The sequence below is a fragment of the Chitinophaga sp. genome (assembly GCF_039596135.1).
GTDB lineage: Bacteria > Bacteroidota > Bacteroidia > Chitinophagales > Chitinophagaceae > Chitinophaga.
In genome coordinates this window covers 161,168-174,640 of the sequence record NZ_JBCNKH010000007.1, presented here as the reverse complement: position 1 = coordinate 174,640, position 13,473 = coordinate 161,168, and the positions used below count along the sequence as shown (strand labels likewise).

8 protein-coding genes are annotated in these 13,473 nt (G+C 46.7%); 4 read left to right on the top strand and 4 right to left on the bottom strand.

The window, feature by feature from the left end:
• Window positions 1–193: 193 nt before the first annotated feature.
• Window positions 194–1,192 (top strand): hypothetical protein, encoded by a 999-nt coding sequence (locus tag ABDW16_RS07710; protein ID WP_343668839.1) that lies wholly within the window; start codon window positions 194–196, stop codon window positions 1,190–1,192.
• A 57-nt stretch (window positions 1,193–1,249) separates the two neighbouring features.
• On the opposite strand, the gene ABDW16_RS07705 is transcribed toward ABDW16_RS07710, so the two are convergent.
• A complete protein-coding gene (locus tag ABDW16_RS07705; RefSeq protein ID WP_343668838.1) occupies window positions 1,250–2,836 on the bottom strand; it encodes a glycoside hydrolase 43 family protein in 1,587 nt (528 codons plus the stop codon).
• A 112-nt stretch (window positions 2,837–2,948) separates the two neighbouring features.
• On the opposite strand from ABDW16_RS07705, the gene ABDW16_RS07700 reads away from it, so the two are divergent.
• Entirely contained in the window at window positions 2,949–3,971 is a 1,023-nt protein-coding gene (locus ABDW16_RS07700) for a LacI family DNA-binding transcriptional regulator (protein ID WP_343668837.1), read from the top strand.
• Window positions 3,972–4,007: 36 nt separating this feature from the next.
• Here the strand turns inward: ABDW16_RS07700 and gap are convergent, their stop codons facing one another.
• Together gap and ABDW16_RS07690 are read right to left on the bottom strand one after the other, a co-directional pair.
• Window positions 4,008–5,012: a type I glyceraldehyde-3-phosphate dehydrogenase gene (gene gap, locus ABDW16_RS07695; RefSeq protein WP_343668836.1), complete on the bottom strand. Its 1,005-nt coding sequence runs from the start codon at window positions 5,010–5,012 to the stop codon at window positions 4,008–4,010.
• A gap of 80 nt (window positions 5,013–5,092) precedes the next feature.
• The gene (locus tag ABDW16_RS07690) at window positions 5,093–6,085 is read right to left on the bottom strand and encodes a GlxA family transcriptional regulator (protein ID WP_343668835.1); all 993 of its coding nucleotides are present in this window, start codon (window positions 6,083–6,085) and stop codon (window positions 5,093–5,095) included.
• 213 nt (window positions 6,086–6,298) lie between these two features.
• Between ABDW16_RS07690 and ABDW16_RS07685 the strand changes: the two genes are divergently transcribed.
• Complete coding sequence (locus ABDW16_RS07685) at window positions 6,299–8,656, top strand: ABC transporter permease (RefSeq protein WP_343668834.1); 2,358 nt, start codon at window positions 6,299–6,301, stop codon at window positions 8,654–8,656.
• Between the two features lie 3 nt (window positions 8,657–8,659).
• Window positions 8,660–10,963: an ABC transporter permease gene (locus tag ABDW16_RS07680; RefSeq protein ID WP_343668832.1), complete on the top strand. Its 2,304-nt coding sequence runs from the start codon at window positions 8,660–8,662 to the stop codon at window positions 10,961–10,963.
• A gap of 4 nt (window positions 10,964–10,967) precedes the next feature.
• Here ABDW16_RS07680 and ABDW16_RS07675 read toward each other — a convergent pair whose 3' ends face one another.
• Window positions 10,968–13,457 (bottom strand): glycoside hydrolase family 95 protein, encoded by a 2,490-nt coding sequence (locus ABDW16_RS07675; protein WP_343668831.1) that lies wholly within the window; start codon window positions 13,455–13,457, stop codon window positions 10,968–10,970.
• Between the last annotated feature and the right edge of the window lie 16 nt (window positions 13,458–13,473).

Here is a 13,473-nt window from a genome sequence, read left to right as displayed (position 1 = left end):
GTTTTTGTATCAGATTGATATATCGTACCGGTATCCCCGAAACAATTCTACAGCTATAATTTTATTATTGGAAAGGAATGGGCGGATTTATTTACGCAAACGTTTGCGGTAAATATTAACCATTAGTATTTTATCATAAAAAAAGGGGAGAAAACTGTACCTTGGTGGGGAAATCCTCAATACCTAATTTTTTATGAAGAAAATTCTTTTTTGTTTGTTTATGGCAGCGGGACTGCCAGCATTAGCCCAGTATGACATTGACACATTGCATGTCAGGACTCTGGGCGTAGGAGCTAATGTTAACTCAGCATTTTCATTGAATGTAGGGGCTGCAGCCCGGTTTAGTGGTCTGGCACATTTTGGGGATTGGTATGATGCTACCCCTTATGGCTATGGTATCCAGATTGTAAGACCCGCGGATCAGGGAGATAATCGTTATCATTTATCGTTTGTCAGGGCAGGTAATTTTATAGCTGGTATGGGCTTTTTGAAGGCAAGTAATACTTTTGCCATTCAGAACACTGGTTCAAACGCCGGTACTACAGGTATATTCATCTCCAGCGCGGGAAATATCGGGATTAACAAACCTGCACCAATTGCGGCACTGGATGTGAATGGTCAGATCTATACAAGTGGCAATTACATTTACATGAATGGGAATGGCACTTTGTTTACAGATGCCAATAATATGGCCCTGTTTACAAATGGCGGATACGTATTCAGTAACTATTCGAATGCGAAAACCCGTGCCCTGATTACATCAGGTGGCACCCTCTTCCTGTATGATACAGCTACAAATGTTACCAAAGTAGGGATCTCGCCTCTTGGCAACTCATACCTGAATGGAGGTGGGTTGGCTGTGGGAATGAGCACCCTGCCTACAGGCTACATGCTGGCGGTAAATGGTACGATTGGCGGCACAAAGTTAAAAGTGACGCAGACCTGGGCGGATTATGTCTTTGCCTCTGATTATAAGTTACCTTCATTAGCAGAAGTAGAAGCGCATATCAAAGAGAATCACAAATTACCTGATATTCCTTCGGAGCAGGAGATTGCAAGGGAGGGACTGGACGTAGGCGAAATGCAGAAATTGCAGATGCAAAAGATTGAAGAGCTGACTTTGTATGTCATTGAATTGAAGAAACAGCTGGAAGTGCAGCAAAAAGAAATCGAAGCGCTGAAAGCGAAATAAATTTTTTACAGAGGATTTGTTGAAAGGGTTTGCCATGGTGGCAAACCCTTTTTAATTTTACTGTATTCTGAACCAATCATAATCTGCATAACCCGCATCATTGATCTGACCCGGCCGTGTGCAGAATAACCCTACCTTAGCCCCGATCCAACGACCGGGTTTGGCAGTGAACGTTTCATTGATTGTGGTAAAATCTTTGCCATTACTGCTGTAACTAAACTGGCAGACGGCACCGGGAGTAACTTTTACACGGAAGTAGCAGCTACTGTCAGAGAGTGTGGTGATGACTTGCTGATTTTCTGCTTTGCCCTTGTCTGCATTTTTGCAGGTGCTGTACACGAGTAGTAATTCTTTTTCTTTTTTGAGAATGGATAGTGATGCATAATCAGCTCCCATGATGATGAGACCTGTGCGTTCTCCTTCTAAATTAGGATTGGGTGTGAACTTACAGGCGGTAGTCACCGTGAAGGTATCATTGGGAAATTTCTGCAAAAGCAGGTTCGGTACATCCCAGTAGTTGTGTAAAGAGTCAGGGAGTTTTGCCGAAAAGAGTCTCAACGTGCCTTTTGCAGGAGAGAGCATACCCCAGGTAGGTAGCGGATTTGCCTGCCACTGCCATTGCAGACCGAGGTGGCTGGTATTGAACTCATCAGAGGTAGGAGGTGCTGTTATGATGCTATTCGAAAGTGGCTTTTTGTACGTGATCACTGGTTCTCCTTTGCCATCGCCATCTTTATCAATCCCAATCACAGGCCAGTCATTCACCCAGCGCATTGGTTGTAAGTGCAACACACGGCCATAAGCATCTTTATCCTGGAAGTGCAGGAACCAGTCGGTACCAGCGGTGGTAGTCACCCAGGCACCCTGGTGTGGACCGTTGATAGGCGTATTGCCCTGATCCATGACGATCTTTTCTTCATAAGGCCCTTCTATTTTTTTAGAACGCAGAATTAACTGCCAGCCGGTGCTTACCCCGCCTGCCGGGGCGAAAATGTAGTAGTAGCCATTGCGCTTGTAGAGCTTTGGCCCTTCTAAAGTAGGATTGGATGGATGCCCATCCACGACCAGGATACCCGCATCTGTGACGGTGGTGCCTGCAGCATTCATGTGATTGAGCGTCAGCACACTCTTGATGCCCGCACGACTACCCGCATATGCATGAATGAGGTATGCCTGGCCATCATCGTCCCAGAAAGGACAGGGATCGATGATGCCTTTACCTTCTTTCACGAGCACAGGATCAGACCAGGGGCCTTTTGCCGACCTGGCTTTGATCATGTAAATGCCAAAGTCAGGATCCGGGTAGTAGATATAAAATTCGTTTTTGTGGTAGCGGATAGATGGTGCCCATACCCCACCCCCATGCTGCACTTTGGAAAAGTGATCATAAGGCGGCTGGCGCAGGAGCGCATGACCAATAAGGGACCAGTTGACCAGGTCAGTGGAATGCAAAACCGGCAAACCAGGGATGCAGTTAAAGCTGGAAGCTACCATGTAGAAATCTGGCCCAGCAGCACAGGCATCAGGGTCAGAATAGTCGGCGTTAATAACAGGATTACGGTACGTACCGTTCCCGAGATCCTGTGCAGTGGCGTATGTGCAGAACAGGCACAGGATGAGCGTACAAAGCGTGGATGGTGTCATTGTTTTTCAAATACGTGTGAATGTGACACACTAAAGTAGGGGAATTTTTTCTATTGAATGTGATATACGGGTTTCAGGTAATGTTAAAATAAATTATATTTACGAAGCCGTTATGAAATTCGAAGCAGCCACTATAAAAGATATCGCGAACGCACTGGGCCTTTCCACCTCCACCGTTTCACGCGCATTGCGTGACAGTCATGAGATCAGTATAGCCACCAAACAGCTGGTACTGGAATATGCTACCCGTATCAATTACCATCCAAATCCTATTGCGCTGAGCCTGAAAGAAAAGCGGAGCCGGTCTATCGGGGTGATTGTAGCAGAGATTGCTAATAGCTTCTTTTCACAGGCGATTAATGGAATTGAGTCTGTGGCCAAGGATAAGGGGTATAATGTAATTATTTCCCAGACGCATGAATCGTTTGAGAAAGAACTGATGACGTTACAGTACCTGGCTTCCAGGTCGATAGACGGGTTACTGATTTCAGTAAGTAGCGGCACACAGAACCTGGAGCACCTGAAGGCGCTGCACGACAGGGGGTTTCCGATCGTGTTTTTTGACAGGATCGTGGAGGATTTGCAGACGCATAAGGTGATGGTAGATAATTTCAGGGGAGCGTATGATGCGACTTTGCACCTGGTGAATAAGGGGTATAAACATATTGCGGTGCTGGCGGGGTCGGAGAACCTGAGTATCAGCAGGGAGCGGGTGGCAGGGTACCTGGAAGCACTGGCGCAATCGAGAATGAAGCCTTCGAAATCGATGATCAGGTATAGCCAGTTTGCGGGATTGTATATTGACGAGGTAGAGCAATCCATGAACCAGTTGTTGAAGTTAAGACCCCGGCCGGATGCGATTTTTACAGCGTCAGATAAGTTGACGACGAATTGTATGCGGGTATTGAAGGCAAAGGGGATCAGGATACCGGAGGAGATGGCGCTGGTAGGATTCTCGAATTCGGATTTGATAGAGTTGCTGCATCCGCCGTTGACCGTGGTGAGACAGCCGGCATTTGAAATGGGGCAGATAGCGACAGGTATGTTGTTACAGTTAGTGGAGAGTAAGAAGCCGGTGAAAGAGTTTGAGCGAAAGATATTAGCGACGAACCTGATTGTGCAGGCGTCTACATAAAGAAGGGTTTGCCTTACGGCAAACCCTTTTGTTTTATCAGGCGGTTTGTAAATTCATTTTTGCTAAAGCGACTGTCATTTCAGCCAGGCGATTAGAGATCCCTACCTCATTATCATACCACGCCACTACTTTTACCAGGTTACCAATACTACGGGTCAGCGTACCATCCATGATGGAGGAATGCGTATTTCCCAGGATATCGGCAGATACCAATGGTTCTTCAGTATATTCAAGAACCCCTTTGAGACTGGTATTTGCATATGATTTGAAGAGGTCATTAATTTCCTGTGCAGTGGCTGGTTTAACCACGTTGACAGAAAGCTCTGCAATGGAGCCATCTATAACAGGTACACGATAAGAGAATCCATCCAGTTTACCTTTCAATCCCGGCAGCACATCACCAATAGCCTTCGCAGCGCCGGTGGTGGTAGGAATAATAGATTGGGTAGCAGCACGTGCTCTTCTGAAGTCTTTGTGCGGGCCATCCTGGAGCATCTGGTCCATAGTGAATGCATGGATGGTACTCATAAAACCGGAGGTAATACCATATTCTTTTTCAAGAATATACAATAATGGTGCGATACAGTTGGTAGTACAGGAGGCGGTAGAAAGTATTTCATCATCTTTGTCTATGATATCGTCATTCACGCCAACGACTACTGTTTTTACACCGCCGGTAGCGGGTGCGGTGATCAGTACTTTGGAGGCACCAGCTGTGATGTGCGCCTGTGCTGCTTCTTTTTGGGTAAAGCGGCCGGTAGATTCGATGACAACATCTACCTGCAGGGCACCCCATGGTAATTGCTGCGGATCTCTTTCACTGAGAAAAAGTATCTCCTGGTCGTTTACAATAATCTTATCATCATGCTGTACGATAGTGCCGGGAAATTTTCCATGAGAGGTATCGTACTTAAGGAGATGCGCCAGTAGTTTTACATCTGTAAGGTCGTTGACAGCTACAATTTGTACGTCTTTTTTACCCTGTAATGCTCTTAAGGTCATTCTGCCTATTCTGCCGAAACCATTGATGGCTACTCTCATAACTAATTTTTTTAAGTGATAAATGTCCACCTCATCACGCTCATCGTGATGCAGCAGGTATGTTTTTATAATTTTCGTTTTTAGTCAGCGAAAGACGTGCGGAAGGTGCGCCGGTAATCGCTGGGAGTGACATTCATATGTCTCAGAAACACCCTTCTCATCGAGACCACTCCTCCCAAACCACATCTGGCAGCAATTTGTTCCATACTGTAATCGCTGTCTTCCAGGTATTTTCTGGCTATTTCCACGCGGAGTTTCTCTACGAACTTGGCAGGTGTCATACCAGTTTCGCGGGTAAAAACGCGGGTGAAATTGCGAAGGCTCATGTTCAGATGATTCGCCAGTTCTTCAACACCGAGTTCTTTGTCAAGGTGATCCAGCATCCAGGGGCGAAGTTTTCCCGCAAGGGAGTTGGCTACGCTGTGGAGTTGGAGGAGGTTGGCAAATTGAGACTGGAAGCCGGGCCGCTTGAGGTATAATACCAGTTTACGGGCGACCTGGATGGCAACTTCACGGCCATAGTCTTCCTCAACAAGGGCCAGGGAGAGGTCCACGCCGGAAGACACGCCACCAGAGGTATAAACGTTGCCATCTTTGGTATAGAATGGATTGGTGTCTACGCGAATGGTGGGGTACTTTTCCTGGAAAGCACGGCTATGCTCCCAGTGGGTAGTGGCATTTTTGCCTTCGAGGATGCCGGCTTCGGCGAGGGCGTAGGTGCCAACGCAGATGGAGGCAACGCGATGGAGGCGTGGATAGTTAATTTTGAGCCAGTTGATGAGCCTGCGGTCTCCTGCATGCAGGAGGGCCATGGGGAAACCTGCCACGATAAGCGTATCGATGGGCTGGGTGATTTCCGCCAGGGTAACAGGGCAGGTCATGGAAATGCCACTTTTGGTCTGAACGGTTTTTTCGTCTCCATAAGCGGCCAGTAGCAATTCGTAGCCGGCACCTTCCTCGCCGAGTCCCTCGTGCAGGATACTGTCGGCAGCGGAGAAAACGTCGCAGGGGCCTGCAATGTCAAGCATGTAGGTACCTGGCATAGGTACGATAACTACTAGTTTTTTTGCCATGACGTAAAGGTAAGGGGTTTTGATGGTGGCGGAAAGGTCATAAATGATACAATTCCGGCCAATAAGACCATCTGATTGAGTTCGCTTTTGAAACAAATCCTGTACTGAAAACGGACAGTTTATATATTTTAAAATATGTATATTGCTGATAAGAGGCTCGTAAAAAGGTTGGCATTTGTTTCGTGCTGCAAACCTGACCGCTAAAACAACCATATGCTCAAAGGTATCTTTACTATTGCCTGGCGCAATCTTCGCAAAGACCGCCTGTTCACGCTGCTCAACCTGGTGGGGCTTTCCACTGGTTTAGCATGTGCCCTGCTGATCTTCTTATGGATCAGGGATGAAAAACAAATCAATCATTTTAATGCAAAAGATGATCGCCTCTACCAGGTACTCGTGAACATGGATGATAATGGCCATATCTCCACGATGGACCACACGCAGGGCCTGCTGGCACAGTCCCTGAAAAACGAAGTTTCAGGTATTGAATATGCCGCTTCCGTACTGCCGGCCTCCTGGTTCAATAACTCCGGCGTATTGAGCTACGGCGAAGATCATCTCAAAGCCGGCGGTCAGTTCATCAGCAAAGATTTCTTCAACATATTTACCTGCAATATCCTTCAGGGCAGTGTCTTCGCAGACAAGCATAGTATCATGATTTCGGACAGGATGGCGAAGAAATTATTCCCTCCTCAGCAAAGTGCCATCGGTAAAACCATCCATTGGGAGCAGGGTGAATTTAGCGGTGATTATGCCATTACCGGCATATTTCAGGCTCCTCCTGCCAATGCAACGGAACAATATGACCTGTTACTCGACTTTGATCTCTTTATAGAAAAAAGACCGAACATAACAAAATGGTACAACTTTGATCCCAGCACATATATCATAGTCAGCAAGGATGTAGACATTCCTGCATTACAAAATCGCATCAAAGATTTCGTCAAAACAAAAGATAAAGAAACCGTTGCCACATTACTGCTCACAAAGTATTCCGACTTTTATCTCTATAACAAATATGAAAATGGTAAACAAAGCGGTGGCAGAATTGCCTATATAAAACTCTTTTCTATCATTGCATTGTTCATCCTCATCATTGCCTGCATCAACTTCATGAACCTCAGTACGGCCAAAGCTGCCAGCAGGGTAAAAGAAGTCGGGGTTAAAAAAGTAGTAGGCGCCAGCAGGGGATCGTTGATCTTACAATACCTGGGCGAAAGCCTGTTACTCTCCCTGCTTGCATTGCTCATCGCCATCGGATTGATCATACTCCTGTTACCTATGTTCAATCATATCACGGGCAAACAACTGCAGATCTGGCCCAGTACTTCCCTTGTTTTTTCATTTTTAGGTATTACCATACTGACCGGATTAGTAGCAGGCAGTTATCCTGCATTGTATTTATCCGGCTTCAAACCCGCGGTGGCACTGAAAGGAAAACTGCGCACCGCATTTGGCGAAGTCATGACACGCAAAGGACTGGTGATATTCCAGTTTGTACTGTCTGTGAGCTTCATCATTGCCATCCTCGTCATTTACAAACAAATGGAATATATCCAAAACAGGAACCTGGGATATAACAGATCTCACCTTGTGCATTTTGAAGTACCTACCGGCCAGGAAGAAAACATGGCCACCTTTTTAGCATTAATCCGGAACCAACCAGGGGTACAGGATGCTTCGAGCTATAATCATAACTTCACCGGCAATCATGGTGGTATCGGTGGCCTCAGCTGGCCAGGCAAAATGGATAATAAGGACCTGAACTTCAGTAACCTCGAAGTAGGTTACGGTTTTCTCGAAGTCATGGGCGTACAGCTAAAAGCAGGCAGGTATTTCTCAAGAGATAGCCGTGCTACGAATGAGATTATCTTCAATGAAACTGCGATCCGTGATATGGGTATCAAAGATCCTCTTGGCAAAACTATCCGCTTCTGGGGCATGGAAAAAGTGATCATTGGCATTGCAAAAGATTTCAATTATGAATCCCTGTACGAAACGGTGAAACCCGCTTTCTTTCAATGCTATAAAGTAATGCCCAACTTTATTGTTAAGATAGCACCGGGCAGAGATGAAGCTACGATTCAGCAACTGAAACAATTATACGAACAAGAATTCCAGGGACTCACTTTCGACTATCGTTACGTAGATGAAGACTACCAGGCATTGTATGCATCAGAAAAAAGAGTGAGCGCCTTATCCCGTTATTTTGGTGGATTGACTATCTTGATATCCTGCCTGGGATTGTTTGGCCTTGCAGCTTTTACGGCACAAAGAAGGCAGAAGGAAATTGGTATTCGTAAAGCCATAGGCGCCTCTGCCGGAAACATCGTAACACTGCTATCGGCAGACTATCTTAAACTGATCGGTATTGCTATCATCATTGCTTTTCCACTGGCAGGCTGGTTAATGTACCAGTGGTTGCAGACCTTTGCCTACCAGATACAGGTAGGAGTAGATGTGTATTGCATAGCAGGTGTGGCAACTTTACTCATTACCCTTACAACTATCAGTTATCAAAGTATAAAAGCAGCGCTGACCAACCCGGTGAAGAGCCTGCAAACTGAATAAACTATGCTTAAAATGAGCCTGCGCCGGCTGACGAAAGACCGGCAATCGACTATTCTCAACCTCATTGGCCTCTCTACCGGACTGGCCTGCGCATTGTTGATCTGGTTATGGGTCCATGATGAATTAGAGACAGACCACTTTCATAAAAACGGTGACCGCATCTACCAGGTGATGATCACCCAGCAACAGGGCAACGCCCTCCAAACCGGCAGTGGTACTTCAGGCCCTTTAGGACAAGAGCTGGCACGCACTATTCCTGCCATTGAACAAACCGTGACAATGGCACCGCAAATATGGTTTGAGCCTTTTAGTGTCAGTTACGGGAATAATACACTCAGTGCGACGGGGAACTTTGTATCGAAAAATTTCTTTGCTGTTTTCTCTTTTGATTTATTGGAAGGGAATAAAAACACGGTGCTTGCTGATAAACATTCCATGGTGATTTCTAAATCACTGGCCCTGCGGTTATTCCACTCTACCGAAAATGCAGTTGGGAAAACACTGACATGGAAACTGTTCGACTTTACCCAACCAGTCACTATCGCAGGGATCTATAATGACATGCCTGCGAATAGCACTATCCACATGGATTTTGTTTTAAACTTCGATGCATGGGTAGATGAGATGCCGGTTTCGGGAGATCTGGGAAACGGGACAGGGCCATTTGAAACGTATTTATTGTTGAAGCGCGGTACTGATCTCACACATGTGCAGACACAGTTGAGCAAGTGGCCATTTAAAACGCAGCTCTCCATCAGGAGCTTTACAGATATTTATTTGCAGGAAGGCGGCAGAATGAACTATGTACGTATGTTTAGCCTGATTGCGATCTTCATTCTGATCATTGCATGTATCAATTTCATGAACCTGAGTACGGCCAATGCCGCAGGCAGAATGAAGGAAGTAGGGATCAGGAAAGCCATCGGCGCTTCGAGAGGAACACTGATCAGGCAGTTTCTCGGAGAATCTTTGCTGCTTAGTTTTATGGCATTACTACTCGCATTTGGAATTGTATTCCTTTTATTGCCTGCTTTTAATGCGATTACGGGGAAACAACTCTTCCTGCGACTGGATTATGTGATAGTGATAATTGCGCTCGTGACGGGCCTCCTGGCAGGTAGTTACCCTGCATTCTACCTGACCGGTTTTCACCCTGTAGTTACCCTCAAAGGAAAATTCCTGCAAACGGCTGGCAATGCATGGGCCAGAAAGGGGTTGGTTATCTTTCAGTTTGTAGTATCAGTCGTATTTATTATTGCTGTATTGGTCATCTATCAGCAGGTAAAATTTATCCGGCAGAAAAACCTTGGATTCAATAAAGAGAATGTCATTTATTTCCAGGCAGATGGTCCGGCAATGGTGCATAAAGATGCACTGATAGCAGGTATTAAGCAAATACCAGGTGTGGTGAACGCGTCCAGTATGATGCGTAATATCATCATGCCATTTGGTATACCGGATTCACATATAGAATGGGATGGCAAAAACAAAGATCAGCAAATCCGGTTTACACAGATGCTTGTGAACTATGACCTGCCTGAAACACTGGGCATGACGCTGTTACGAGGCCGGTCTTTTAGCCGGGAATACAGTAGTGACAAGCAGGGTGTGGTGCTGAATGAAACTGCCGTGAAAGCAATGGGACTCACTGATCCCATTGGCAAAACTATTTATACGGAGAATGTGCCGGTACAGGTTATTGGGGTAGTAAAGGATTTCCATTTCAATTCGCTGCACGATGCGATTCAGCCATACATCTTCCGGCTCTGGCCTGAATATTCCATCATCACCATGGTACGCATTAAAGATGTAAAAACCATTGAGCGCATTGCGGCTTATTATAAGCAGTTTAATCCAGGTTATAATTTCAATTACAAATTCCTGAACGAAGCCGTGCAGGGACAATATCATTCAGAGCAGGTAATTGGGAGCCTTTCACGATACTTTGCGGGACTGGCAATATTAATTTCCTGTTTGGGATTATTTGGACTGGTCGCATATACTGCGGAGAAAAGAAGGAAGGAAATAAGTATCAGGAAGGTACTGGGGGCCTCTGTGAACCAGCTGGCAATATTGTTATCCGGCGACTTTTTGCGGCTGGTGCTGATCGCTATTGTGATTGCGTTTCCGCTTGCCGCGTGGATGATGGAAAAGTGGTTGCAGGGGTTTGCTTATCGCATTCACCTGCAACCAGGTATGTTTGTGCTGGCGGCATTGGTTACTTTACTCATTACCGTTTGCACAATTAGTTTTCAGTCATTGAAGGCAGCGTTCTCAAATCCGGTGAAGGCTTTGAGCGCTGAGTAGCAGTTTAACGAATCACCCTGTACAATGTATATGATTGACCTGCTTTTGCCTGCAGGGCATAGACAAAACCGTGATCTGCATCTTTCGGTTTTGCAGGAGCCAATTGGGCAGTACCTTCCGCTTTTATGCGCTGTGGTACCCGCAGCATACAGGTACCATCTTTGGTAGCATGAATCGTTACACTCGTCAGCATCCCTTCTTTCCAGTTCATATCTACCGTATACCCACCCTGGGCTAATAATCCTTTTACTTCGCCGGTACTCCAGTTGTCAGGAAGTGCAGGCAATAAGTGGAGCGTACCCGTCTGGCTCTGCAACAGCATTTGGGCTATGCCCGATGTACCTCCAAAATTACCATCAATCTGGAAAGGCGGATGCGCACAGAACAGGTTTGCGTAAGTGCCCCCTGCATTATGCATATCTACTGACCCGGCGCCGGTGAGGTGTAATAATTCTTTCAGGAGTTTGTGGGCATGGTTGCCATCGAGCAATCTTGCCCAGGTATTGATCTTCCATGCCTTGCTCCAACCGGTACCCCCATCGCCGCGAATTTCAAGGCTTTTTTTGCAGGCAGCTGCCAGCTCAGGTGTAGTGATGGGGGAAATCTGATTGCCCGGAAAAAGGCCAAATAAATGAGAAATATGACGATGCTGAGGGTCTTCATCCTCCCAGTCTTTATACCATTCCTGCAGGTTACCTTTTTTACCGATCTGTAACGGGTATAGTTTTGCCAAAGCCTGTTTCAATGAATCGGCAAAAGCGGCGTCTTTGCCTAAAACATCGGTAGCGGCAATCACATTGGTAAATAAATCATGAATCACAGAAAGGTCCATAGTAGATGCGATAGATACAGCGCCATGTTCTCCCTTTTCGGTGATAAAGATATTTTCAGGTGAGGTAGCAGGGGCTGTAACCAGGCGGCCTTCTTTATCAGGGACCAGCCAGCCCAGGCTAAATTGTGCAGCGGCTTTCATCACCGGGTATGCAGTATCTTTCAGAAAGGCCTTGCTGCCACTATATTCATAATGTTGCCAGAGGAACTGGCAGAGCCAGTTGCCCCCCATCATCCAGTTGGCCCAGTTAGGATCACCTTTGCCAATATCACCCACGGGATTCGAAATTGCCCATATATCTGTATTATGGTGCGCTACCCAGCCATTCAGATTGTAAAAGTTCCGGGCAGTATGCCTGCCAGTCACTGCGAGTTCCATGAGCAGGTCATACAGCGGTTGCTGCATTTCCATCAGGTTACACTCCTCCGCCGGCCAGTAGTTCATTTCTGTATTGATATTAATGGTATAGTTGGAACTCCAGGGGGCGCGCAGCTCCCTGTTCCAGATTCCCTGCAGGTTAGCCGGGGCACCTTTGGTGCGGGAACTGGAGATGAGCAGGTAACGGCCGTACTGGAAATACAATGTTTCCAGCGAAGGGTCTTCGCCACCGGCGGTATAGCGGCGCAGCCGTTCATCTGTAGGCAGGGATGCTACGGCTTCGCCACCTGCTATCGCAAAGTGTACCCTGTTGAAAAACCGGGTATAATCCTTTATGTGACGGGTACGCAAATCGCTCAGGGTGCGGGCTGCGGCCTTTGCCAGTTGTTCGGCGGCTATCTTATCCTCATTCAGTCCATCCTTATCCGGGCATTTGTCATAGCCATTAAAACTGGTCGCACCGGAAACGATTACCGTAACGTCAGTTGCATTTCTGACCGTCATGCCGGCCGTGTCAATTTTAATTGTACCATCGACATTGATGGCTCTCAGCCGGACTTCGAAGCGCATGCCCTTGCAGCTACCTGCCTGTTCATATATAATAGGTTCTTTATTATAACCGACATAACTTGGGTCTGCCTGGGAAGGTGCTTTACCTTTGAGAACCAGGTCTTTGCCATTTACAACGTTCTGATAATGCAGCTGGCTGCTGGCGCTGAGCGTGAAGTTCAGCTGTCCTTTCTTACTGGCTTTCAGGTGGTAAACGATTACCTGGTCTGCGGCAGAGATAAACATTTCACGGGTATATTGCACCCCGTTGCTGGTAAAGCGGGTGTTTGACTGCGCGTTATTCAGGTCCAGGTCACGGTAGTAATCCTTTACGGAGTTATCATCTACCTGCTGGCGGAGGTGCAGGTCTGCCATAGGAAGAAAGGACTGTGAGTATACGCCCTGCATCTTACGGAGCAGACTATCAGCCTGGTGGTAGTTCTCATTGAAGAGCGCTGCCCTTACCTGGGGAAGGTATTTGGGCGCGTCCGGGTTCACGTTGTTGTCTACCGGGCCGCCCGACCATAGGGTTGCTTCATTGAGTTGAACCAGCTCATCGCTGACTTTTCCGAATACCATTGCGCCAAGACGACCATTGCCGAGGGGCAGGGCCTGGGACCACTCGTTAGCAGGAGCGTTGTACCAGAGCTTTAATGGGTTGGCTATCTGTTGAGACCTGACTGTTCCTGCCGTCAAAAGGAGTACGGATAACAGTCCTATTTTATTTTGTTTCATAACGTTTGTAAAATAA

Coding starts and splice junctions, on each gene's coding strand:
- ABDW16_RS07710 (WP_343668839.1), top strand. CDS start 194: ATGAAGAAAATTCTTTTTTGTTTGTTTATGGCAGCGGGACTGCCAGCA.
- ABDW16_RS07705 (WP_343668838.1), bottom strand. CDS start 2,836: ATGACACCATCCACGCTTTGTACGCTCATCCTGTGCCTGTTCTGCACA.
- ABDW16_RS07700 (WP_343668837.1), top strand. CDS start 2,949: ATGAAATTCGAAGCAGCCACTATAAAAGATATCGCGAACGCACTGGGC.
- gap (WP_343668836.1), bottom strand. CDS start 5,012: ATGAGAGTAGCCATCAATGGTTTCGGCAGAATAGGCAGAATGACCTTA.
- ABDW16_RS07690 (WP_343668835.1), bottom strand. CDS start 6,085: ATGGCAAAAAAACTAGTAGTTATCGTACCTATGCCAGGTACCTACATG.
- ABDW16_RS07685 (WP_343668834.1), top strand. CDS start 6,299: ATGCTCAAAGGTATCTTTACTATTGCCTGGCGCAATCTTCGCAAAGAC.
- ABDW16_RS07680 (WP_343668832.1), top strand. CDS start 8,660: ATGCTTAAAATGAGCCTGCGCCGGCTGACGAAAGACCGGCAATCGACT.
- ABDW16_RS07675 (WP_343668831.1), bottom strand. CDS start 13,457: ATGAAACAAAATAAAATAGGACTGTTATCCGTACTCCTTTTGACGGCA.